General features: G+C 57.4%; 22 protein-coding genes. 13 read left to right on the top strand and 9 right to left on the bottom strand.

Going from position 1 to position 24237, the window contains the following annotated elements; genetic code table 11:
* Positions 1 to 20: 20 nt before the first annotated feature.
* Together D467_RS0114885 and D467_RS0114880 are read right to left on the bottom strand one after the other, a co-directional pair.
* A complete protein-coding gene (locus D467_RS0114885) occupies positions 21 to 1301 on the bottom strand; it encodes an HlyC/CorC family transporter (RefSeq protein WP_018918328.1) in 1281 nt (426 codons plus the stop codon).
* An 87-nt stretch (positions 1302 to 1388) separates the two neighbouring features.
* On the bottom strand, positions 1389 to 2186 hold the full coding sequence (locus D467_RS0114880) for a cytochrome C assembly family protein (RefSeq protein ID WP_018918327.1): 798 nt from the start codon (positions 2184 to 2186) through the stop codon (positions 1389 to 1391).
* A 211-nt stretch (positions 2187 to 2397) separates the two neighbouring features.
* Here D467_RS0114880 and ffh point away from each other — a divergent pair, with 211 nt between their 5' ends.
* Positions 2398 to 3822: a signal recognition particle protein gene (ffh, locus tag D467_RS0114875; RefSeq protein ID WP_018918326.1), complete on the top strand. Its 1425-nt coding sequence runs from the start codon at positions 2398 to 2400 to the stop codon at positions 3820 to 3822.
* A gap of 77 nt (positions 3823 to 3899) precedes the next feature.
* On the opposite strand, the gene D467_RS0114870 is transcribed toward ffh, so the two are convergent.
* The 5 genes from D467_RS0114870 to D467_RS19315 form a co-directional block, all read right to left on the bottom strand.
* Positions 3900 to 4667, bottom strand: a complete 768-nt coding sequence (locus D467_RS0114870) for a metallophosphoesterase (protein WP_018918325.1) — start codon at positions 4665 to 4667, stop codon at positions 3900 to 3902.
* Between the two features lie 30 nt (positions 4668 to 4697).
* Positions 4698 to 5510, bottom strand: coding sequence for an ABC transporter permease (locus D467_RS0114865; protein WP_018918324.1), 813 nt, complete (start codon positions 5508 to 5510; stop codon positions 4698 to 4700).
* On the bottom strand, positions 5507 to 6388 hold the full coding sequence (locus D467_RS0114860) for an ABC transporter permease (protein ID WP_208596487.1): 882 nt from the start codon (positions 6386 to 6388) through the stop codon (positions 5507 to 5509). The genes D467_RS0114865 and D467_RS0114860 overlap by 4 nt, the downstream gene beginning before the upstream one ends.
* Before the next feature lie 86 nt (positions 6389 to 6474).
* Positions 6475 to 7608 (bottom strand): extracellular solute-binding protein, encoded by a 1134-nt coding sequence (locus D467_RS0114855; RefSeq protein ID WP_018918322.1) that lies wholly within the window; start codon positions 7606 to 7608, stop codon positions 6475 to 6477.
* A complete protein-coding gene (locus tag D467_RS19315) occupies positions 7605 to 8645 on the bottom strand; it encodes an ABC transporter ATP-binding protein (RefSeq protein WP_018918321.1) in 1041 nt (346 codons plus the stop codon). The genes D467_RS0114855 and D467_RS19315 overlap by 4 nt, the downstream gene beginning before the upstream one ends.
* Positions 8646 to 8855: 210 nt before the next feature.
* Here D467_RS19315 and D467_RS0114845 point away from each other — a divergent pair, with 210 nt between their 5' ends.
* From D467_RS0114845 to D467_RS0114795, 11 genes are all read left to right on the top strand, one after another.
* Positions 8856 to 9845, top strand: coding sequence for a LacI family DNA-binding transcriptional regulator (locus D467_RS0114845; RefSeq protein WP_018918320.1), 990 nt, complete (start codon positions 8856 to 8858; stop codon positions 9843 to 9845).
* Positions 9846 to 10120: 275 nt separating this feature from the next.
* Positions 10121 to 10369, top strand: coding sequence for a 30S ribosomal protein S16 (gene rpsP / locus D467_RS0114840; RefSeq protein WP_009724081.1), 249 nt, complete (start codon positions 10121 to 10123; stop codon positions 10367 to 10369).
* A gap of 45 nt (positions 10370 to 10414) precedes the next feature.
* A complete protein-coding gene (gene rimM / locus D467_RS0114835; protein WP_018918319.1) occupies positions 10415 to 10960 on the top strand; it encodes a ribosome maturation factor RimM in 546 nt (181 codons plus the stop codon).
* Between the two features lie 62 nt (positions 10961 to 11022).
* Positions 11023 to 11784, top strand: a complete 762-nt coding sequence (gene trmD / locus D467_RS0114830; RefSeq protein WP_026285784.1) for a tRNA (guanosine(37)-N1)-methyltransferase TrmD — start codon at positions 11023 to 11025, stop codon at positions 11782 to 11784.
* Between the two features lie 191 nt (positions 11785 to 11975).
* On the top strand, positions 11976 to 12332 hold the full coding sequence (gene rplS / locus D467_RS0114825) for a 50S ribosomal protein L19 (RefSeq protein WP_018918317.1): 357 nt from the start codon (positions 11976 to 11978) through the stop codon (positions 12330 to 12332).
* 136 nt (positions 12333 to 12468) lie between these two features.
* The gene (gene xerD / locus D467_RS0114820; protein WP_018918316.1) at positions 12469 to 13350 is read left to right on the top strand and encodes a site-specific tyrosine recombinase XerD; all 882 of its coding nucleotides are present in this window, start codon (positions 12469 to 12471) and stop codon (positions 13348 to 13350) included.
* Complete coding sequence (locus tag D467_RS0114815; protein WP_018918315.1) at positions 13325 to 14116, top strand: DsbC family protein; 792 nt, start codon at positions 13325 to 13327, stop codon at positions 14114 to 14116. The genes xerD and D467_RS0114815 overlap by 26 nt, the downstream gene beginning before the upstream one ends.
* A gap of 143 nt (positions 14117 to 14259) precedes the next feature.
* Positions 14260 to 15576: a homoserine dehydrogenase gene (locus tag D467_RS0114810; protein ID WP_018918314.1), complete on the top strand. Its 1317-nt coding sequence runs from the start codon at positions 14260 to 14262 to the stop codon at positions 15574 to 15576.
* A 6-nt stretch (positions 15577 to 15582) separates the two neighbouring features.
* On the top strand, positions 15583 to 16971 hold the full coding sequence (gene thrC / locus D467_RS0114805; protein WP_018918313.1) for a threonine synthase: 1389 nt from the start codon (positions 15583 to 15585) through the stop codon (positions 16969 to 16971).
* Positions 16972 to 17034: 63 nt separating this feature from the next.
* Positions 17035 to 18789, top strand: a complete 1755-nt coding sequence (locus tag D467_RS0114800; protein ID WP_155826514.1) for a single-stranded-DNA-specific exonuclease RecJ — start codon at positions 17035 to 17037, stop codon at positions 18787 to 18789.
* A 53-nt stretch (positions 18790 to 18842) separates the two neighbouring features.
* On the top strand, positions 18843 to 19460 hold the full coding sequence (locus D467_RS0114795) for a YitT family protein (RefSeq protein ID WP_018918311.1): 618 nt from the start codon (positions 18843 to 18845) through the stop codon (positions 19458 to 19460).
* A 72-nt stretch (positions 19461 to 19532) separates the two neighbouring features.
* Here D467_RS0114795 and D467_RS0114790 read toward each other — a convergent pair whose 3' ends face one another.
* Both D467_RS0114790 and D467_RS0114785 read right to left on the bottom strand, forming a co-directional pair.
* On the bottom strand, positions 19533 to 22061 hold the full coding sequence (locus tag D467_RS0114790; protein ID WP_018918310.1) for a heavy metal translocating P-type ATPase: 2529 nt from the start codon (positions 22059 to 22061) through the stop codon (positions 19533 to 19535).
* Positions 22058 to 22486: a MerR family transcriptional regulator gene (locus tag D467_RS0114785; protein WP_018918309.1), complete on the bottom strand. Its 429-nt coding sequence runs from the start codon at positions 22484 to 22486 to the stop codon at positions 22058 to 22060. Before D467_RS0114785 ends, D467_RS0114790 begins: the two co-directional genes overlap by 4 nt.
* 366 nt (positions 22487 to 22852) lie before the next feature.
* Here D467_RS0114785 and D467_RS0114780 point away from each other — a divergent pair, with 366 nt between their 5' ends.
* Positions 22853 to 24211: an OmpP1/FadL family transporter gene (locus D467_RS0114780; RefSeq protein ID WP_018918308.1), complete on the top strand. Its 1359-nt coding sequence runs from the start codon at positions 22853 to 22855 to the stop codon at positions 24209 to 24211.
* Positions 24212 to 24237: the final 26 nt, after the last annotated feature.

Here is a 24237-nt window from a genome sequence, read left to right as displayed (position 1 = left end):
TAGAACAACCGTTTTCAGGACTATACGCCGCGCCGAGGTAGGCGAATTTTTTGCCAGCAGCGGGCCGACGTAATCAGGTTGTCGCGAATCTCCAGGATTTCCATGCGGGTATTGCCAATCTGTAGGCTGGCAGGGCCTTCTGGAAACGCCTCCAAGTGTTCCAAAATCAGTCCGTTCAGCGTCTTGGGGCCATCGGTTGGCAAGTGCCAGCCAAGCATCTTGTTGATTTCACGAATATTGGCCGTGCCTTCAATCACGTGGCTGCCATCATCCTGTTGATGAATCTCTTCATCCTCCGACACATCCGTGGTGAACTCGCCCACAATCTCTTCCAGAATATCTTCAAGGGTGACTAGCCCTTCGACGTCGCCATACTCGTCTACCACCACGCCAATACGGCGTTTCTGCTTTTGAAAATTAAGCAGCTGGGTATGGAGCGGAGTGGATTCGGGAATAAAGTAGGGTTCACGGGCTTCTTGCACAATCGCCGCTTTGGTGACTTCGCTGCGCGATAAAAAGCGTGCGGCATTGCGTAAATGCAGCATGCCGATGATATTGTTTATATCGCCTTTATAGACCGGCAGGCGGGTATGCTGGCTGGTGCGAATCTGAGTCAGAATATCTTCCAGTGAGTCGTCTAGATCGATCCCCAACACTTCGTGGCGCGGCACCATGATGTCGTTTACCGTCACGTTCTCCAGATCCAGAATCGACAACAGCATGGCGCGGTGGCGGTAGGGAATCAGCGTGCCTGCCTCGTGCACCACCGTACGCAGCTCGTCGCGGGTTAAGTTGTCGCCGCCATTCTCCACACTTTTCACGCCAAGTACCCGGAGTAGGCCGTTGGAGATGATATTGACCAGCCACACCAATGGATAAAGCAGCTTTAACAGCGGCTCCAAGGCCATTGAGGTGGGGTAGGCAATGCGCTCAGGCTTGATCGCCGCGTAGGTCTTGGGCGTGACTTCGGCAAAAATCAAAATGGTAATGGTTAAAAGCGCGGTCGAAATCGCCGGGCCCGAGACGTCGCCAAAAAAATGGATGGCAATGATAGTGGCAATGGACGCCGCCAGGTTATTGACGAAGTTGTTGCCAATCAGAATAACGCCGATAAGGCGGTCAGGCCGGGTAAGCAGGCGCATGACCCGTTTGGCGCGCCGGTCACCGCTGTTGGCCTGATGGCTCAGGCGGTAGCGGTTGATCGACATCATGCCGGTTTCAGAGCTGGAGAAGAAGGCAGACAGTACTATCAGTAAGCCTAGTAGGCCGAACAGTAACCCCAGAGGGAAGTCGTCGCTCAAGTCGAAAGTTCCTTTATGACGTATTAGGCTCGATTTGTAGAAGGTAGGGGATGGTGTGTCAAGACAACCATGGCCGCCTGGGTCTGCCTAGCGATTAAGCAGTATTTCAAGTACAAACTTGCTGCCAAAGTAGGCCAGTACCAACAGCGTGCAGCCACCCAGCGTCCAGCGTACCGCACGCATGCCTCGCCAGCCAAAACGATAGCGGCCAATAAGCAGCGTGGTAAAAATTATCCACGCCCCCAACGATAATACGGTTTTATGTAATAAGTGCTGGGCAAAAATATTATCCAGGAAAATAAAGCCGCTAATGATTGATAGGGTAAGCAGCAAAATACCTGCCCACACCAGCTCAAACAGCACGCGTTCCATGGTGGTTAATGGTGGAAGTGACTGCACGATACCGCGAATATGATGATGGCGCAGCGCCTGATTCTGCAGGCCTACGAGTATCGCCTGCACTGCCGCAATGGCCAGCATGGCAAAGGCCAGTGCCGAGCTAATGGCATGTAGCAGGATGCCCGGTGTGAGTCCCGCATGGCTGCCGTGGCTGGGGAGCCAGGTAGCGGTAATCAGCGCGACACCGGCGAGCGGAAATAAAACAATGCTGACGTTAAGGACCGGCTTGAAAAGGCTGGCTATCAGCAGCACGTTAACAGCGACGGCCATGAACAGCGTCGCGCTGGTGGTGAACCCCGGCAGTAAACCGGGCGCCTGATTCACAAGCTGCACGACCACCGGAATGTGCAGCAGTAGCCCCAAGGCACCGAGAAGGCGCACCATACCCTGGCGGGGCGGTACGCGGCGAAAAAGAGTCATGCCCTGCCAGATAGCAGCGGCGACATAAAATACAAAAGCGATCGTGGCGAGAGGCAGCGCCTGCATGATGCTATCCGTGCGCGCGTTTCGCGCGTTGCAGTGAAAAACAGTCGAACTAAAGTGTACTGACTACTATAACCAATCGAAACCGTATCGCACAGCCATCGTTAGTCAGCGCGGACAGCCATGGAGACTCAAGGCATGAGCGCGTATAATCCATGCACATCAGTCCAGGGCCGTAGGCGCCCGGCGACAGCGACGGAGGCAGAGAGGCCCCATGTTCCAGAATCTCAGTGAGCGTCTTTCCCAGACGTTGAAGTCGATCAAAGGTCAGGCACGCCTGACCGACGACAATATTAAAGACACCCTGCGCGAAGTACGCAAAGCGCTGCTCGAAGCTGACGTGGCGCTGCCGGTCGTCAAAGCCTTTATCGAGCGTGTGCGCGAGCGGGCGGTTGGCCAGGAAGTGTCCAAAAGCCTGTCACCGGGCCAGCAGTTCGTCAAAATCGTTCAGCAGGAGCTGGAAGCTATTATGGGCGAGGCCAATGAAGGCCTGACCCTGAAAGGCTCTCCGGCGGTCGTGCTGATGGCCGGTTTGCAGGGGGCGGGTAAAACCACCTCCGTTGCCAAGCTGGCCCGCTACCTGCGCGAGCGCGAGAAGAAAAAGGTTCTCGTGGTCTCGGCCGACGTCTATCGTCCGGCGGCCATTGATCAGTTGGAGACGCTGGCCAAAGAGGTTGAAGTCGACTTCTTCCCCTCGCGCTCGGACCAGAAGCCGGTTGATATTGCCGAAGCGGCGATCAAACACGCCAAAATCCAGTTCCACGATGTGGTGCTGGTAGATACCGCCGGTCGCTTGGCGATCGATGAAGCCATGATGGCGGAGATCCAGGCGCTGCATAAGGCGATCTCACCGCAAGAGACGCTGTTTGTCGTCGATGCGATGACCGGCCAGGATGCGGTTAATACTGCAAAAGCGTTCCACGATGCGCTGCCGCTGACCGGGGTTATCTTGACCAAGGCCGACGGTGATGCGCGTGGTGGTGCGGCGCTGTCCGTGCGCCATATTACCGGCAAACCCATCAAGTTTATGGGTGTGGGCGAGAAAGTCGACGCCCTGGAGCCTTTCCACCCGGATCGTGTTGCATCACGCATCCTTGGTATGGGCGACATGCTGTCGCTGATCGAGGAAGCCGAGCGCACGGTCGATAAAGACAAAGCCGCCAAGCTTGCCAGCAAGGTCAAAAAAGGCGATGGCTTTGATCTGGAAGACTTCCGTGACCAGCTCCAGCAGCTCAAAAAGATGGGTGGTATGGGTGGCCTTCTGGGCAAACTGCCCGGCATGGGGCAAATGGCGGAAATGGCCCAAGGCCCTGGCCCTGAAAAGGAGCTTGGCAAGCTTGAAGCGCTGATCAACTCCATGACCCCCAAAGAGCGTCGCACGCCGGATCTGATCAACGGGTCGCGCAAGCGCCGGATCGCGGCGGGTGCCGGCCTGCAAGTGCCGGATCTGAACCGTCTGCTCAAGCAGCATAAGCAGATGCAGAAGATGATGAAGAAAGCGGGCAAGAAAGGCGGCATGCAGAAAATGATGCGCGGCATGTCCGGCATGATGGGCGGCGGTGGTCCCGGCGGCCCTGGTGGAATGGGCGGCATGGGTGGCGGCGGTATGGGTGGCCCCGGTGGCCTGCCCTGGCGCTAAGCGCACGCTTAAACCCTGATGGCGGGCCAATCAAAGGCCCGCACGCTTTGAAAGCCAGCACCCTTCGGTGCTGGCTTTTAAGTTATATGGCGCAGGTGAACCAGAACGCTGCCATCTGGTTGGCAGTCATGTAGCGGATAGCTGTAAGGCACATTGCCGAGTGTCGGCTTCGCCTGACTGCCTGGCACCAGGTTGTATTGAAACGCAGGGCTGCCCGCAATGGCGCTGTAGTGTTGCCCCCACAGAGTGTGGAAAGGCTGATGAATATGTCCGCATAGAATGCGTTTGGGAGACGCGCTGATAATAGCTTCAAAGCGCTCTCGGCCCTCAATCAGGCTGTAGTCATCCCAGTGAGGATTGCCCGTCATAAAGGGTGGGTGATGCATCACCAGAAACGTTAGAGGCTGGGTGTAGCCAAGCTGATTTTCCAGCCAATCCAAGCGTTCGCTGCATAGCGCGCCCTGGGGTTTGCCAACAATAATTGAATCCAGGCCCAGTAACGTGACACCGTCTGCCTCCACACGGGAGTGCAGAAATTTCCCTGGCTGCAAGCCCGAAAGTCGGTCACCCAGTACTGCATGCATGGCTTCACGCCGGTCGTGGTTGCCCGGCACAGCCAGAATGGGCATTGCCAGTGGCGCCAGTAAGCGGCGAATCAGCTGGTAGTCGTCTTCGGTCCCGCCGTCGGCCAGGTCACCACTGATCACAACAAGATCGGGCAGTGGGCTAAGCGATACCAGGTCGCTCACGATACGCTCAACCGCGTGGGCGATATCCGCACGGGACTCGCCGGTTTCAGACTGCGTAGTAAACACATGAAGGTCAGATAAATGGGCAATCAGCATGTAAAGAACTCGATAACGTGACGCGGGCCGTTAACGGCCCACGCGTGACAGGACATCGGCTTTTAGAAAACGCTCGATGACCAGCATGAAGCCGACCGACGGGATCAGCAGAATCAGCGCAGTAATGGCCGCCACCTGATAGTTGCCGCCCATGGAGGCGTTAAACATCAAAAGCGGCAGCGTGGTGATTTCCGGCGCGCCGACAAAAAACGTGCCGGTGAACTCATCAATACTGTCGAGAAACACGAAGATGGACGCGGCAAGCAGGCCAGGCAGGGCCTGGGGCATGGTGATGCCGATAAACGTACGCAGCGGAGAGGCGCCCAGATTACGGGCGGCTTCTTCCAGCGAACGGTCCACGGTAGAAAACGCGGCGGTTGCGATCCACACGGCATACACCAGGCCCGGCAGTGAGTGCACCAGCACCACGCCGATTAACGTGCCGTTAAGCCCCCACTGATAAAAAATGGCGGCGATATTGACGAAAATCGGCAGATTGGGAAATGCCTGAGGCAGTAAAAACAGCAGCATAATTACGTTGCGCGCGGGTAATGCCTGACGCGCTAGGGCGTAACCTGCAGGAATGGCCAGCGCCATTGAAAGTATGACGGCGGAAAAGGCAACCAGTACGGTATTAAAAAGCGATGTCCAGGCCCCTGCACGCGGGCGAAACACGCGCTCCCAAAAGGAAAAGCCCCAGCCGGTTGGCAGTCGATTTGGGTAGAACCACTGCTCGGCAAAGGCCCAAAGAGCAAGATTCAACAGCGGCCCGAAAACAATAAAGGCGACCACGCCCAGTAAAAGGCCAAGCCCTATCGGCGAAAGTACGCGGGTGATATTCATGAGGCCACCTCACGGCGCAGTGTCAAACGCAAATAGATCCAAGCAGTTACCGCCGTCAGGGCGTAAGAGAACAGCCCCAGTGCATTGGCGACGCCGTAGTCACCGTAGTAAGTGATTCGATGGGCCATCATTGACGTCATCATGGTGGGGTTGCCGGCAATCAGCATCATCGGTACCGAGAGGACCGAAAGCATGGCCACCAGCGAAAGAATCAGCCCGACCCAGAGTGTGGGCGCTGCCTGAGGCAGGATAATACCGAAAAGGCAGCGCAGGCGGCTGGCGCCCATATTGCGGGCAGCCTCGATATGGCTGCGGTCAATCGCGGCCATGGCACCGGCCAGCAGAAGCGTCACAAACGGAATCTGTTTCCAGGCAAAGGTCAGCACTAATCCTCGCCAATCCAGAAAGCTCTGCGCACTCTCGGACATCATCAGGCCTGTTTCGATCAGGACGCCGTTCATCATGCCGTTGGTCGATAAAAACGAGCGGGCAATCTGACCGCTCACTACAAACGGAATAAACAGCGGCCAGCGGTAGAGCCAGCGCAAAAAGCGAACGGCCCAGGGCGTGGTGCCCAGTACCAGATAACCTGCAATCGCAATGGAGATAACGGCAATAAGCACAAGTGCTGCCGATACGACGCCGATAGAGAACAACACGTCGCGGCCATACAGCGAAAACGCGCGAACGAGGTGGTCGGTGGTCCAGCCGCCATCGTTGTCACGAAAAGCCGTCACCAGCGAGCGTAACAAGGGTAGCGCATAGAGCAGTGTAATCGCGGTTAGCGCAGGCAGAACCAGCAAGATACCCAGACTTATTCGCGGGAACCGCTTGCCAGGCATCGCCATGGAATAGGTGGGGGAGGGCGAAGTCGTCATAAACGCTTTCCACAGTGAAGGGGGCGTGAAGGCCCCCAGGTAGTGATCATAAAAGCGTCATCATCGAGCGCCTGATCATCCAGCGTTTAGCGGCTGACGTGGCTTTCATAAGCTTCGAGAATGGCGCGGAAGTAGTCGGCTTGCGGCATGGAGCGGCCGCGCTCGGCAAGCGTCTCTGGCGATACGTCGGCATAGAGCTGCGCCCACTGTTCATCACTTAGTTCACTGCGAACGTGTTCAGCGTCAATGCCGGGGAACCAGTTAAACGTGCCGACAATACCTTCAGCCTGTACCTCAGGGCTCGTTGCCAGGGCAATGAACTCAGCCGCCAGTTCAGCATGCTCTGCGCGCTCAGGGATCGCGTAGTACATCGGCTGGCCGGGCATGCCGGGGTCGAGCAGCAGCAGGCGGAAGTCGGGGTTGAGGCGACCATCGGCCATCCAGGTGTAGTACATGTCCATCCACACCGGCCCCATGGCGATTTCGCCGCGGTTCATGGCATCCATGGTGCCTGCATTGCCGGGTGTCAGAGTGACGTGCTGGTTAAAGGTGCGCAGTTGGTCAAGCGCCGTTGGCCACCGCTCAGGGGCGTCCTCTTCCCAAGGGCCGTTTTGCAGCGTGTCGGCCATGTCGGTAAAGGCGTACATCCAGCCGAAGACAAAGCCTACGCCTGCCATACCGCCGGTAATGCCGTTATAGCCAAACTGGCCGGGGTTCTCCTCAACCCAGTCGGCAAGCGCTGCGTAGCTTTCCGGTGGCTGTTCTAAAAGTGCCGGGTTGTAGGCGATGGCAATCTGGCTCTGAAACATCGGCATCACGTAGCCTTCGACATCGACGCCCAGCGCACTGCGCGCGCTAGCCGCGCTGACCAAATCGCCGGTTTCAAGCGTATCGGTATAGGTGCTTAGCAGGCCTTCTTCTACCATCTGCCCGGCCATGCGCTGGTGGATAACGGCAACGTCCACTCCCCACGTCTCTTTATCACGCTGAGCGCTTAGGGTTTCGTAAATAGCCTGACTACCCGCATCACCGGGGCCGGTGCCCATGGCACGGACGCTGACATCCGGATGCATGGCTTCAAAGCGTGGGGCGAGAAACTCATTGATGTACTCGACCATGTTGTCATCGCCTGCCGTAAACACGTTAAGCGTTGTGGCGGCCATGGTAGGTGCCGACATGGCGCTGGCAATCAGGCTAAGCGTAAGGGCGAAGGGTTTCATGCAATATCCTCTTGTCGATCAAGTGGCGGCAGATGCCGATCATCCGGCCCAAAGGGGATCAGGGCCGATTGCGGTACCTGAACAACGGCAAAGGTACCCGGAGCAATAGGAGTGGCCGACGTGGCACAAAGCTCAGCCCGCTCGGTGGAAAGCGATACCTGATAGCCATCGCCGGTATAAACGCACTCAGTGACCCGCCCTTTGCGCGTCAGCATTGCAGGATGCTGGGGGGCGTTGATCAAGGCGTCGCGCGTACGAAAGCCAAATGTGGTGGCAGCAGAGGCCATCGCGGGGTCTGACGTTTGCCGAGTAACGGTGTTATCCACACCCAAAAAGCGAGCGGCGGCCAAGTCAGCCGGCTGGTGGTAAAGCGTTTGGGGCGGCGCTACCTGAACGATATGGCCCCCGCGCATCAGGACGATCTGGTCGGCCATTTGGAGCGCTTCTTCCTGGTCGTGAGTCACCATGATGGTGGTGATGCCTAGTGACTTCTGCAGACGACGCAGTTCGCTGCGCAGGCTGCGCCGAATCGCGGCGTCCAGGTTGGAAAGTGGCTCATCAAGCAGTAATAAAGGTGGGTCGATAATTAGCGCACGCCCCAGAGCAATACGCTGGCGCTGCCCGCCGGAGAGTTGAGTGACCGTACGGCTTTCAAAACCGCCAAGCTCCATGCGCTCCAGCATGGCGGCTACTTTTCGGACGCGCTCCTCACGAGGGACGCCGCGCAGTTTCAGCGGGTAGCCAAGGTTTTCACCCACGCTCATATGCGGCCATAGCGCGTAGGACTGAAACACCATCGCGGTCTGGCGCTTTTCAGGCGGCAGATGGGTGATGGATCGCCTGCCCAAACGAATATCGCCACGGCTCAGGGGCGTAAAACCGGCAATGGCGCGCAGCAGCGTCGTTTTTCCGCAGCCGGAAGGGCCCAGCAGGCAGGTAAAGCTCCCGGGCGCGACATCAAGGTGGATGTTTTCCAGGATGCGTTTCTGCCTGAGATCAATCGTCACGTCATTGAGGGTTAACGCCTCGGTACTCATTCTCGGGCTCCGTAAAAGAGAGAAAACTGCATGCGGGCGTACTTTTTGAAAGCGCGTGCAAAATTTCAATACGATGATCTTAAGAGGTGTTCATGACGCTTTGATGTACTTTTTAAAACGCTTCAAAGGCGGCTGGGGGGTGCTAGGATGGCGGGGTTATCTTGCTGATTGAGCGGTCATCATGTTGAAAAACACCAGGGGCGCTGACGCATGTCGGTACGTGTAACCGCCGATGATGTTGCCCGGGCGGCAGGCGTCTCGCGCGCCATGGTCTCTCGTGCGTTTACACCTGGGGCGTCGGTGTCGGCAAAAAAGCGCGAACACGTTCTGGCTGTGGCCCAAGCGCTGGGTTATCGACCCAATCTCATTGCCCGGGGATTGACGGGGCGTAGCACCGGCTTGATTGCGGTGGTGGCCGGAGAGATATCGCGTCCTTATGAGGCCTGGCTACTTGAGCATTTGGTGTTTGAACTCAGCTCCCGTGGCTATCAGCCGCTACTATTGCCAGCGCTGCGCGGCGGTAACGTCACCGAGATGATCGACCATGCGCTGGCCTATCAGGTAGAGGGCGCTATTGTGGCGGCAGGCTCGGTCAGCCGCGAGATCGCTGACCGCTGCCGGGCCTCAGGCGCACCGCTGGTATTGATTGGGCGCGTGCTGGAAAGCAGTGGGGTGGATGCCGTGTGCTGCGACAATATAAAAGGTATGCAGTTGCTGGTGAATCGGCTGGTTCAGCAGGGGCGCCGGCGGATTGCCTGGCTGGGCGGCACTGAGGACACATTTTCTGATCAGGAGCGCCGGCGGGGCGTCGAGCAGGCGCTGAGCCATCACGGCCTGGCGTTACTTGCTGTGCACCGGGGAGATTTTTCGCTACACAGTGGGTTGAATGAGGGGCTGGCGCTGCTGGATGCCGGGCAGGCGTTGGATGCGATTATCTGCGCCAACGATGCCATGGCGCTGGGCGTTATCGAAGCCGCCGCGCAGCGCGGTATTCAGGTGCCGGATGAGATAGCGGTCACCGGATTTGATGATGTTCCGAGTGCCGCCTGGGGGCGCTGCCCTTTAACGACGGTGCGTAATCCGGTACAGGAAACGGCCCTTGAAGCACTACGCCTGCTTGAAGCAAGAGTGCAGATGCCCACGCGCGCCACGCAGATCGTAAGAGTTGGCGTCACGCTTGTTGAGCGTGTTAGCGCTTAGCCGCCAATGCAGTGGTTGACGTATTGTGAGTTTTCTGGCTGTCAGGCTTTCCAATCCGGGCGCATTTGCGTAGAATGCGGCCTCTTCATGCGTGGGTGTTGGCAAAATATGCGCAAGCATTGCCGTCATATCCGGTCGTGAAGGCCTTAAAATGATACAAAGCAGGCACTTATCTTTGAGTGAGCGGCGTATCAAGAAAACAGTATGATGAGTGTTCTGGTGGCGGTTTGCGCTATTTTCCACTCTCGTAACCTCAACCGAAGGATAGTTATCGTATGGTTACCATTCGTTTGGCACGTGGTGGCGCCAAGAAGCGTCCCTTTTACCACCTGACTGTTACCGACTCGCGTAACGCCCGTGACGGCCGTTTCATCGAGCGTATTGGCTTTTTCAACCCGGTTGCCCGTGGTCAGGAAGAGCGTCTGCGCGTTGATCTAGAGCGTGTTACTCACTGGCAGAGCCAAGGCGCCCAGCTGTCTGGTCGTGTTGCTGAGCTGGTTAAAGAAGCGCGTAAACAGGCATAAGTCTGTTCACGGTAGAATCTGGACTGCTGTACGTTGAGGTCGTCGATGACGCGTTTTGAAACAAGCCATACTGACGACACGCATGTGGTGTTAGGCAAGCTGACCAGCCCTCACGGGGTGCAAGGCTGGCTCAAGGTGTATTCATACACCAGCCCCATGGACAGCATTTTGGATTACCCCGAATGGTGGGTGCGCAAAGGGGAAACCCTGACGCGAATGGCCATTGTTCAGGGACGTCGGCAAGGTAAAGGTCTTGTTGTACAGCTTAAGGGCGTGGATGACCGCAATGCCGCTGAAGCACTGGCGCAGACGGATATTTTACTGCCTAAAGATGCACTGCCTGAGCTTTCCGCCGATGAGTATTACTGGCATGAGCTTGAAGGCCTGGCTGTTTTCACTCAAGCCGGCGAGCGGTTGGGACGGATAAGCTATCTGTTTGAAACCGGCGCCAACGATGTCATGGTGGTTCGCGGCGATGACGACGCGATCGACAAACGCGAGCGGTTGATACCGTTTCTGCCTGATGATGTGATTGTCGAAATCAGCCTGGAAGATGACCGTATGGTCGTTAACTGGGATGCTGACTTTTGAGCAGTGACATGACCTGTGATGCGCAAGCACCGGGCTCTGGCAGTAACCTGGATACGCCCGCAATGTGGATCGGTGTGGTGTCGTTGTTTCCCGAAATGTTCGATGCACTCACCCAGCAGGGCGTAGTAGGTCGAGCGATTGAGAAGCAACGTATTGCCCTGGAGTTCTGGAACCCGCGGGATTACGCCACCGATCGCCATCGCAGTGTGGATGACCGTCCTTATGGCGGTGGCCCGGGTATGTTGATGAAAGTCGATACACTCCGTGGCGCTATCCACGATGCCCGCGAGCGGGCACATCAAGCCACTGGCCTGGAGCCTACCGTGATTTATCTTTCGCCCCAGGGGCGCAAGCTGGATCAAAAAGGTGCTCAGGCGTTAGCCGCTGCAGGCCCCCTCGTGGTGGTGGCAGGGCGCTATGAAGGCATTGATGAGCGTGTGGTAGAAAGTGACATTGATGAAGAATGGTCGATTGGCGACTATGTGTTGAGCGGCGGTGAGCTGCCCGCCATGGTGCTGATTGACGCAGCGGCAAGGCTGATTCCCGGTGTTTTGGGGCATCAGGATTCCGCTGTCGAAGACTCGTTTAATGACGGTCTGTTAGACTGCCCGCACTATACCCGTCCAGAAATCATCGACGGGAAGACCGTGCCGGATGTGCTGCTAAGCGGTAATCATGCAGCCATCAAGCGCTGGCGCTTAAAGCAGTCTTTAGGCCGCACATGGCAGCGTCGTCCCGATTTATTAAAGGGGCGCGAGCTTAATGCCGAGCAGCAGAAGTTGCTGAACGAGTTTATCGAGGAACACGCTCTGCCCGCCAGGTAGGTTGTTTTCAACTACATAGTGCAGAGCGGCGGTGCAGGACGGCAAGGGCGCGTCGTTTATCTATTGACTGCAAGCCTACGTACCTGCGTCACCCATAACGACTCCCGCGAAGCTCGTTTCGAGCGCCGGGATCACGGTTTGCCCCTTCCACAACTGCGTGGCAAACCATTCCGTTATTTAGGAGCATGAAGATGAGCAGCAAGAACAAGGTGATCCAGGCGATCGAAAACGAGCAGATGGGCAAAGAGCTTCCTTCTTTTGCACCGGGCGACACCATTGTCGTTCAGGTAAAAGTAAAGGAAGGCACCCGCGAGCGTCTGCAGGCGTTTGAAGGTGTGGTTATCGCTAAGCGTAACCGTGGCCTGAACTCCGCTTTCACCGTACGTAAAATTTCTCACGGTGTTGGCGTTGAGCGTACCTTCCAGACCTACAGCCCGCTGGTTGACTCTCTTGAAGTCAAGCGTCGTGGTGACGTGCGTCAAGCCAAGCTGTACTACCTGCGTGAGCGTAGCGGTAAGTCAGCACGTATCAAAGAAAAGCTGTCGTAAACGGCGCTTTCTCGGGCGTGCCTCGTTCTTGACGTACGTCTTGAACATGCGTTGCGCCCAGATACCAGGACCCCGTCACCGCTTTGCGGGGCGGGGTTTTGTTTATGTACCTGTATAACTTAGGGGCCGTTAACGTATGAGCGTCATTGATGCCTTTCTGGATGCCCTCTGGTTGGAGCAGGGTGCCAGCGATCATACGTTAGCCGCTTATCGGCGCGACTTAACCGCGTGGCAGAATTATCTGGTGGCGCAAGGCGACGATATATTATCCCCCGGCCTTCAACAGCTTCCCGTATGGCTCGACGCCCGCCGGGAGCAGGGTTATCAGCTGCGCAGTAACGCCCGGCTGTTATCGAGTCTTAGAAGTTTTTATCGCTGGGCGCGCCTGCACGGCCATGTGGCGAGCGACCCGCTGGCTGAGGTGAAGTTGCCGCGCGTTCTTCCCGGGTTGCCCAATACGCTGGACGAGGCGGAGGTCGAGCGCCTGTTGATGGCGCCGGATATCGAAACCCCGCTTGGCGTGCGTGATCGCACCATGCTGGAACTGCTGTATGCCTGCGGGTTGCGTGTATCGGAGCTTGTCTCGTTAACCGGAGACGCGGTGAACCTACGCCAGGGCGTGGTACGTGTGCGGGGTAAAGGGGACAAGGACCGCTTAGTGCCTATGGGCGAAGAAGCCGCCGACTGGCTTGCGCACTATATGAAAACGGCCAGGCCAGCGCTAATGAGCGACCCGACAAAGCCTGCGCTGTTTCCGGGGCGAAGCGATAAGGCCATGACCCGGCAGACCTTTTGGCATCGTATAAAAGCCCATTCGATCACAGCCGGAATTACCCGCCCGCTGTCGCCACACACATTGCGCCATGCTTTTGCGACACATCTATTGAATCATGGGGCCAATTTAAGGGTCGTACAGCTGCTGTTAGGCCACAGCGATTTATCCACGACTCAAATTTATACGCATGTCGCCCAAGCCCGCTTGGAGAATCTGCATGCTGAACATCATCCGCGAGGTTGAAGAAAGAATGCGCCAACGTACGGTTACTCCCTCATTACGCACTGCATTATTCACGCTCGCCATGGCAAGTGTTTTACCTATCGCAGCCCACGCTGATGCCGCCGCCGACCATTTGCGCGAATCGCTCAGCGTTAATGGCCAGCAGATGCCGGTTGAACAGGTAACCGCAACACCGATGGACGGCATTTATCATGTGCTTCTGGAAAGCGGCGAGTCGTTTTACTCCAACGCCGAGGGTAGCCACTTTTTTGTCGGCGATCTTTTCGAAAATGCAGAAACGGGTCTGGTCAATTTAACCGAGCAGGCCAAAAATCAGGATCGCGTAGCCGCACTGGCATCTGTGCCTGAGTCCGAGCGCATCGTGTATCGCGGGGTAGATGAGCCCAAAGCAACGGTGGTGGTATTTACCGACCCGACCTGCCCGTATTGCGAGCGCCTGCACGAAACCGTACCCGAGCTTAATGAGCGCGGTATTGCGGTACACTATATGGCCTTCCCACGTGCGGGGATGGGTAGCGCGGCGGCTACCTCGCTACAGCAGGCTTGGTGTTCAAGTAATTCAAGCGAAGCCATGACCCGTGCCCAGCAGCGTCAAGCGCTAACTGGCCCGTCTGACTGTGATAATCCGGTCGCCGAGCAGTATGAGTTGGGCATGTCGCTTGGAATACAGGGCACGCCAGCGATTATTCTGCCTAATGGTCAGTTGGTACCTGGTTTTGTACCGCCAGAAAGACTGGCTGCCATGTTAGGCTTGGGCGACGCGTAAGCCCTGTTTAAGTAAGTTCTATCCAGGTAAGTTCTATCCAAGTAAGTTTTATCTAAATAGAATCGTCGTTTATATCACGATGACGCTGAGACACTGATTTAAGACCGGGCGCTTTATGCGCCCTATACGAAAGGGGATGTATTTTGAAACCGGTAAGAGTAGGCATTTGTGGGCTAGGCACGGTTGGTGGCGGCACGTTCAATGTGTTGACGCGCAACGCTGATGATATTGCACGCCGTGCAGGCCGCCCTATTGTTATTGAGCAGGTGGCTCATCGCAGTATCCATCCTGACTGCGATATTACCGGTATTAACACAACCACCGATGTTTTCGAGGTGGCTAATAACCCTAACGTCGATGTGCTGGTCGAGCTGATCGGCGGCTACGACATGGCCCGCGAGCTGGTGTTGACCGCGATTGCCAACGGCAAGCACGTGGTAACGGCCAACAAGGCGCTGATTGCCGTTCACGGTAACGAAATCTTCAAGGCCGCCCATGAAAAGGGCGTTATCGTTGCCTTTGAAGCTGCCGTTGCGGGCGGTATTCCGGTTATCAAATCGCTGCGTGAAGGCCTGGGTGCCAACCGTATCGAGTGGGTGGCAGGTATCATTAACGGTACCGGCAACTTTATTTTGACCCATATGCGCGACGAAGGCCGGCCCTTTGAAGACGTGCTTGCCGAAGCGCAGGCACTGGGTTACGCCGAAGCCGACCCCACGTTTGACGTGGAAGGTATCGATGCGGCGCACAAGCTGACCATTCTGGCCTCGATTGCCTATGGCGTGCCGCTCCAGTTCGAGAAAGCCTTCACTGAAGGCATTTCACGGATTACTGCTGAAGATGTTGAGCAGGCCGATAACCTGGGCTACGTCATCAAGCACCTGGGTATTTCCAAACGCACCGATCAGGGGCTTGAGCTGCGCGTTCACCCCACGCTGATCCCCAAAGAGCGTTTGCTGGCCAACGTGCACGGCGTCAAAAACGCCATCGCCATCATGGGCGATGCGGTTGGCCCCACGCTTTACTATGGTGCCGGTGCGGGTGCTGAGCCGACGGCTTCTGCCGTGGTTGCCGACCTGCTGGACGTGGCTCGCGATATCTCTACTGACCATCACTACCGCGTGCCGTATCTGGCGTTCAGCGGTATTGATGAAGACGTCAGCCAGCTGCCGATTATGCCCATGGAAGATATCATCACGGCGTATTACCTGCGCCTGCTGGCGGTGGATCGTCCTGGCGTATTGGCGCGTGTGGCCACTATTCTTGCCGAGCAGGGCATCTCGATCGAGGCGCTGATCCAGAAAGAGGCGACCGAAGGTGAACTGGTGCCGATTATTCTGCTGACGCATCGCACCAAAGAGAAGCAGATGAACGAAGCGATCCGCGAAATCGAAGCGATGGCCGATATCGCCGGGCCAGTGACACGCATCCGCGTGGAAAGCCTGAGCGAAGGGGAGTAACCCACTATGCGCTATATCAGTACGCGTGGGCAGGCGCCCGCGCTCTCGTTTGAAGAAGTCGTACTAACCGGTATGGCCAGCGACGGCGGCCTTTACGTGCCGGAAGAGCTGCCCACTCTCTCGAAAGAAGCGCTGGCCGATATGGCCGGGCTCTCTTACGCCGAGATTGCCTTTCGAGTTATGAAGCCGTTTGTGAACGGCGAGATCGACGACGGCACTTTCCGCACCATCGTGACCGAAGCGTACGCCACTTTCACCCACGATGCGGTAGTGCCGCTTAAGCAGCTCGACGCCAATCACTTCCTGCTTGAGCAGTTCCATGGCCCGACGCTGGCGTTTAAAGACGTCGCGCTACAGCTTTTGGGCCGCCTGCTTGATCACTTTTTGAAAAAGCGTGGCGAGCGCGCGGTAATCATGGGTGCCACCTCGGGCGATACCGGGTCAGCCGCGATTGAAGGCTGTCGCCACTGCGACAATCTGGATATCTTCATTCTGCATCCGCACAAGCGGGTGTCTGAAGTGCAGCGCCGTCAGATGACCTCTGTACTGGCCAACAACGTGTTCAACGTGGCCATTGAAGGCAATTTTGACGATGCTCAGGCCATGGTCAAGGCAAGCTTTGCCAATCAGGACTTTTTGAACGGCACGCGCCTGGTGGCGGTCAACTCGATCAACTGGGCGCGCATCATGGCGCAAATCGTTTACTACGTTGCATCAGGTGTCGCGCTGGGTGCTCCGCATCGCGAAGTCAGCTTCTGCGTGCCGTCGGCCAACTTCGGCAACGTGTTTGCGGGCTACATGGCGTACAAGATGGGGCTGCCGGTCAAGCAGTTCATCATCGCCACCAACTCCAACGATATTCTGCACCGCACGCTTGCCGCCAACGACTTCTCCAAGAAGGAGCTTGAGGCAACGCTCGCGCCTTCCATGGATATCGTGGTGTCGTCGAACTTCGAGCGTCTTCTGTTTGATGCCTATGACCGTGATGGCGCGGCCGTAGCGGCACTGCTGGAGCGCTTTCAGCAAGAGCCTACCGCGCTTGCCGATGCGCCGCTTGCCAAGCTGCGTGAGAAGTTCTCAAGTTTTAGTGTGGACGATGACACCATTCTGGAAGTCATTCGCGAAGCGCATCACCGTACTGGTGAAATGCTCGACCCGCACACCGCCACGGGCTACCGCGCTGCTGAGCGTGTCCGCGCTGATCAATCAACGCCGATGATAACGCTTGCCACCGCGCACCCGGCCAAGTTTGCTGAGGCCGTAGTGAAAGCAGGTTTCCAGGGCGTACCCCTGCCCACACACATGGATGATTTGCTGGAGCGGGAAGAGCGCTACACGGTACTGCCTGCTGAGCTGAGCGCCGTACAGCAGTTTGTGGCGGATAACCGCCGTTAACACATGATGACTGCTTTGCCAGATGCCAATCAGCCCGTTACGCCTCAGCACACTACGCAGCTAATGCTGGAGCCTCGTCCGCTGGACGAGGCTGTCTACGCCCGTGCCCAGGCACAAGGCTTGAGCGAGCTTCAGGCGCGCCTTCTGGCCTCACGGCTGCCCGGCTATCAGGGCGAGCTTGCCCCGCTGGTTACGCCCAGCCTGCGCTATCTGGCCCACCCGGAAAAGCTTGCCGATGGGCGCCGTGCCGCCGAACGTATTGCTCAGGCTGTTGCGGAGGGTGAATCCATCGGGATTCTGACCGATTACGATGTGGATGGGATTACCTCCCACGTCGTCATTCGCCGCACGTTGGTTGAGCTGTTTGGTGTGCCCGAGCACAAACTGCATAGCCTGATCGGCCACCGTATTCACGATGGCTACGGCATCAGCTTGCCGTTAGTTGAGCGCACGCTGGCGCTCAAGCCATTCCCAACACTGGTGATTACCGCTGACTGCGGAAGCAGTGACGAGCCGCGTATTGCGCGACTCAAAGCGGCAGGCATTGACGTAGTGGTCAGTGATCACCACGCGCTGCCGTTGGACGGCCCGCCCGCGTCGGCCTACGCCTGCGTGAACCCGACCCGCCCGGACTGCGCCTACCCGGATAAAACCATCGCCGGGTGCATGGTGGCGTGGCTTTTGATGTCGTTGGCGCGTGGCGTATTGGTGGAGTGGGGGGCATTGCCCAGCGCTACGCCCAAGCTTTCGCCCTGGCTCTCCTATGTGGCACTGGGCACCGTGGCGGACTGCGTATCGCTGGGTGGAAGCCCTGCAAACCGTGCCGTGGTGAGCTACGGGTTAACCCTGATCAACCGCATGGACGCCGCCTGCTGGCGCGCCATGGCTGCACGCCTGGGCGCGGATAGCGTGCCGTTCAATGCCGAAACCCTGGCCTTTCAGATGGGCCCGCGGATCAATGCCCGCTCGCGGCTGGATGACCCTTATGCCGCACTGCATTTCATGCTGGCCGAAAGCGACGCCGTCGCTAACCGCCAGCTCGAAGTGCTGGATCAGGACAACCAGTCACGTAAGGCGATTGAGGCTGATATGGCCGAAGAGGCACGGGCGCTGGCCGCCAGTGCGCTGATCGCCGATGAGCCTGCCGTGGTGGTGTTTCTGGAAGATGGTCATCCTGGTGTTCAGGGCATTGTGGCCTCCCGGCTGGTGCAGTCTTACGGGCGCCCTGCGCTGGTGCTGACACAGGCGGCGGCGCCCAATATGCTCACCGGCTCTGGGCGCTCAATCGATGGTTTGCACTTGCGCGATGCGCTGCAGCGTACCTTTGAACTGGCCCCAGAGGCGCTACCACGCTTTGGTGGGCACAGCGGTGCTGCCGGAGTGGGTGTCCCTCGCGAATACTTGGACGTGTTTAAACAAGCGTTTCTCAAGGCCGTGGCGGAACAGCTGGAGGGGCGTTCGCTCTATCCCAGGCTATGGACGGACGGCGAGCTTTCCACCGCGCAGCTTTCGCTGGCGACACTTGAGGAGATCGACGCGCTGGGCCCCTATGGACGTGAATTTGATGCACCGCTTTTTGAAGGGCGTTTTATCGTCGAAGCGCTGCGCCCGGTGGGTGCTGATGGCGCGCACTTGATGCTCGAGCTCTCCATGGGTGCCATCACCTGCAAAGCGATCTGGTTTCGCGCCTTAACGCCGGGGGAGCTGCCTGCTTTCAATATTGGCGACACGCTGCACTGTGCTTACAAGCTCAACCGCAACCGCTGGCGGGGCCGGGAGTCGCTGCAGTTGATGGTTGAGCATGCCAGCGCAGTTTAAACGCTTTCATCACCCCGGTTCATCAACCCGCCACACTTCATAAGGGCGTTTTAATGCGCGTGGAAGATTTACCCAAGGACCAGCACCGCCTCTATGAGGATATAATGGCGATGCTGCTCGGCACGTTTTTCGTGGCACTCGGCGTTACTTTTTATACCCAAGCGGTGCTGCTAACCGGCAGCACTGCGGGCTTGGCGCTGCTGCTTAATTACGTGACGCAGTGGGGGTTTGGGCTGTGGTTTTTTGCCATCAACCTGCCGTTTTACTACCTGGCGATCAAGCGTATGGGATGGAGCTTTACGCTGCGCACGTTTATCGCTATTGGCCTGGTATCGCTATTTTCTGAATTAACCCAGGGCTGGGTGCAGTTTGAAAGCGTGCCTTCGCTCTACGCGGCACTCATGGGCGGGGCGTTGATGGGCATTGGCATGCTGATGCTGTTTCGCCACCGCACAAGCCTTGGCGGCATCAATATTCTAGCGCTCTACCTGCAGGACCGCCACGGCCTGAGAGCGGGCTATGTGCAGCTAGGCATCGACGGGGTGATTTTGCTGGTGGCACTTACCCAGCTACCGTTAGACCGCGTTGGCTATTCGGTGCTGGGGGCGCTGACGTTGAATTTGATCATCGCCCTGAACCATAAGCCCGGGCGGTATATCGGTGTGAGTTAGCGCTCTAGCTAAGCCAGAACCACCAGACGACCAAGGCAATTAGTCCAAGGCCCGCTGCGTTAACCAGTAAGCTCATGAGGCCTCCTGTTGAGTGGGCTTCCAGAACCGCAGGCGGTTGGCGTTACTCACCACGGTGATGGAGGAGAGTGACATGGCGACACCCGCGATAATCGGTGAAAGCAGCATGCCGGTCATTGGGTAGAGCAGGCCTGCCGCAATCGGGATGCACAGCACGTTATAGCCAAAGGCGCCCACCAGGTTCTGCTTGATATTGGCAAGCGTGGCGCGGCTGGTTTCAATCGCTGAGGCCACGCCGTGAAGCGAGCCACGCATTAACGTAATCCCCGCACTTTCCATGGCGATATCCGTCCCCTGACCAATCGCAAAGCCGACGTTGGCGCGCGCCAGTGCCGGAGCGTCGTTAATACCGTCGCCCACCATGCCCACGATTTCCCCTGCCTGCTGTAAACGCTCAATCTCCGCGTGCTTATCCTCGGGTGTCAGGCCCGCTTTAAACGTCGTAATACCTACTTCGCGGGCAATCGCCGCGGCGCTATGCTGATTATCACCGGTCAGCATGACGACGTTCAGGCCATCCTGCTGCAGGCGCTTAACGGCCGCGACGGCATCATTACGTAACGGGTCGCTAATCCCGAATAGCGCCGCTAGCTGATTATCCACTGCCAGATACACCAGCGTACGCGCCTGGTTTTGTAACGCGGTAACGTCTTTTTGGGCAGATGAAAGGTCGACGCCGCTATCTTCAAGCAGGCGCGCATTGCCCAGCAGAAGCGCGTTACCGTCACGCGTCTCGGCTTTTACACCGCCGCCCGTGACACTTTCAAACCCCTGAGTCTCGACAGGCGCGGCGCCCTGCGCATCCGCGTAGGCGATAAGGGCGGCCGCCAGTGGGTGCTCAGAGCCGCGCTCCAGGGCGTGTACCCAACCCAGCACCGTGGCTTCGTTCATGCCAAATAGCTGCATATCGGTGACGCTGGGTTTGCCTTCGGTGAGCGTACCGGTTTTATCGACCACCAGCGTGGTCAATTTGCTGGCGGTTTGCAGCGCTTCGCCGCTTCTTACCAGTACGCCCTGTTCAGCGGCCTTGCCCACGCCAATCATGGTGGAAATGGGGGTAGCAAGGCCCAGTGCGCAGGGGCAGGCAATAATCAGCACGGTCGTGGCCGCCACCAGCATATGAATTACGCGTGGTTCAGGGCCAACGTTAAACCATACAAGTGCCGCCAGTACGGCAATAATGATGACGGACGGCACGAAGATGCTCGATACTTTATCCGCCAGCTCACCAATCGGCGGGCGCGAATTCTGGGCGCTGGCGACCTGCTCGGTGATTTGCCCAAGGCGGGTATCGCGGCCCACACGGGTCGCGCGGTAAACCAGCCCGCCCTGGCCATTGACCGTGCCTGCACTGACGTCATCACCCGTTTGCTTGCTGACGGCCAACGGCTCACCGGTCAACATGGATTCATCAATATGGCTCTGGCCTTCGGTGACTTCGCCATCTACCGGTAAGCGCTCGCCGGGGCGCACGCGAATATGGTCGCCTTCACGAACATCATCCACATCTACCTCTTGCTCCTGGCCGCCTCGAATGACGCGCGCCGTGCGGCTTTGCAAATCAAGCAGGCGCTTCAACGCATTGCTGGTACGCCCACGAGCGCGAAGCTCCATGGCGTTCCCCAACAAGATAAGTCCAATCACCATCGCTGAGGCTTCAAAATAAATGCCCTGGGCTATTTCAGGCAGCCAGGGAGCAAACAGCACCACTGCCATGGAGTAGAGCCAAGCGGTACCCGTGCCTATCGCGACCAATGTATCCATATTGGCCTGATGGCGTTTGAGATTTTTCCAAGCGTTAATAAAGAAGTGGCGGCCTGGAAACGCGAGCACGCCCAGGGTCAAGACGCCAATCACCAGCCAGTAAACGCGGCCCAGGCCCATGACATGCGGATGATAGATAAACATGCTGAGCATCAGGGGAATGGCCAATGCCAGCGCGATGGCGCTGCCCCGCAGCCGCTGGCGATAGGTAGTGGCATCCTGCTCGGCGCGAACGCGTTCGGCTTCGCGCATATCCACAATCGGCTCAGCCGTGTAACCGGCTGAGGCGACCGCTTTGATAAGGGCTTGCACATCGGCGTTGCCTACCACCTGAGCGGTGTGGGTCGCGAAGTTGACGCTCGCGGCTTCCACACCCTGAGTATTTCCCAAGGCATTCTGAACGCTTTTAACGCAGCTGGCGCAGGTCATGCCGCTAATCGCCAGGCGTAGACTGGGACCTGGCTTGGGGCGCTGTTCAGTCGTGGCCGGTATATCAGCCGCCTCTTGAGATGCTTCAGGCGCTGCCGGCGAGGCGGGGTCGTTGCTGGCCGGGTAGCCAGCTTTCTCAAGCGCCGCGTTCAGTCGGCTATCGTCCAGGCTTGTCGTAACTTCAAGGCGTTTTTCAGCCGGGGTGCCCACCACCTCAGCCGCTGGGTCTTCTGCCTGAATCGCCTCGCGCATCCGCTTGACGCAACCCTGGCAGCTCATGCTGGTAACGGTGCGAAGCGCCACATGGCGCGAATCGGGGGTAACGTTCATAACGCCTCCTGGGTGGATGGCTCGTCGGGGAAGCTTTCAATAAGGCGGCACAGACTATGCCCATCCGGCGTGCCGTCCGGCATGTGCTGCCAGCTCTCCAGCGCCTGCTCCATGCGCTGGGCCAGCGCTTCAAGCTCAGCAATGCGCGCGCGGATCTGCGGCAGGCGGCTGGCAAGCAGATCGCGCACCAGCGGGCAAGGCGAGTCGCCGTGGTCGGCATGCAGGAGAATGTCGCGTATCTCCGCTACGCTAAATCCCAGCTTGCGTGCCCGCTGAATAAAGTGCAGTCGCTCAAGGTCAGTGCTTGAAAAGAGCTGATAGCCGTTTTCTGGATGGCGCTTTGGGGAAAGTAAACCTTCGCGGGTGTAATGACGCACTGTCTCTGCGGTAACACCGCCGTGTTTGGCAAGCTCGCTGACTTTCATGGCGCACTCCTCTTGGCATTGATTGCGTGCCCGGTTAAACGCTTGGAATAGCATAAGTGTAAAACCTGTGGGTTACACATAGGTCAAGCGGAGGTGCTGAAGTAATTACTTAAAAAGACTTAAAACGACTAAAACAACGATTTAAAACGCTCGTGCGACTAATGTATAAGCAGAAAACAAAATAAAACGCTCGTTTGCCCCTTGAACCCAAGGTCACTTTAGGCCAAAACTGAGAGGCAAGACCGAGGTATAAAAATGCTAGCTACAAAACCTAGCTACAAAAAAACCAGTCACCAAAAAATAAGTAGATAAATAAGCGCAGGCGGATGCATCCATCCGCAGGATCATTGGGACAAGAGGCTAACCATGAATAATAAATTTAATAAGCTCACGCTAGCAGCTGCGGTTTCAGCCGCTGTCTTTACAGCCAGCACAGCCAACGCCGGCGGCTATCAGATTAACGAGCAAAGCGTTAGTGGCCAGGGCTATGGTCATGCCGGGCGTAGCTCCAATGTTAACGACGCAACGATTGTGTACGGTAACCCGGCGGGTATGTCGTTTCTCGATCGTGCTCAGGTAACGGTAGGTGGCACCTATCTAAACGTTAATACCGATATTGATAATGTCCAAGCGAGCCGCACCCTGGATTCAGGCGTAGCCACTGGCGGTGCGCCGACGGGAACGCAGATACCTGTTGGCGGTATTCCCGGCAGTAGTGATGGCGATATGGTGCCAGGCACTCTGGTGCCGTTTGCCTTCTATGCTCAGCCGGTGACTGACCGATTAGCTTTCGGGTTTGGTGTATACGCCCCTTTCGGCTCCAAAACCGAATATGAAGACAGCTTTCAGGGGCGCTATTTTGGCGACTATACCGAAGTCACGGTCATGTCTGCTCAGCCGACCGTCTCCTACCGCCTAAACGATCAGTGGGCCGTGGGTGCTGGCGTCACCTATAACAAGGTGGATGGTGAGCTGCGCCGTCAGCTGCCTTCCAGTGCTGGATTCAACGCCGCCGGTGATATCGATTCACGTGTAGAGGGCGAAGACGAAGCCTGGGGTTACAATCTGGGCGTGATTTACCAGCCCGTGCCGGAGACCACCTTCGGTTTAACCTACCGCTCGAAAGTCGATTACACCCTGGAAGGTACCTTCGTTGCCCGCGACCCGGCAGGTAATGTGGTGCGCGCTGATGACAGTGCGAGCCTTGATCTCACCACGCCTGAAACGGTCAACTTCTCGCTGACTCAGCAAATGACCGACCGCTTGAAGTTGATGTTTGGCGCCTCCTGGGTGCGCTGGAGCCACTTTGACCAGATTCTGGTACAGGGCGGCGCAGGCGATACGATTACCCAAGAGCCTCAGAACTACTCCAATGCCTGGGCGTTTGCGACCGGTGGTGAGTATCAGCTGACGCCAACGCTCGCACTGCGGGCCGGGGTCACTCTGGATTACACACCTACCAACGACGAAGATCGCAGCGTGCGTATTCCCTCGGATGACCGGCGGATATTCTCCCTGGGTGCTGGTTGGAGCCCAACGCCTGATATGACGCTAGATTTTGCCTACTCCTACCTGACCGAGCGTAGTACCTCGCTTGAGCAAGAGCGTAGCGACCTGCTGGCAAGCCCTGCAACCGGTGGCGTGCCGGTGGGCGGCGCCACTTACGCGGCGGACTATAAAAACGAAGCCCACGGCTTTGGTGCCCAGCTAACCTATCGTTTCTAAAACATCGTTTTTAAACCTGCGCTTTA

The organism is Vreelandella zhanjiangensis DSM 21076, from assembly GCF_000377665.1.
GTDB classification, from domain to species: domain Bacteria; phylum Pseudomonadota; class Gammaproteobacteria; order Pseudomonadales; family Halomonadaceae; genus Vreelandella; species Vreelandella zhanjiangensis.
This window is presented reverse-complemented; position numbering and strand designations above follow the sequence as displayed.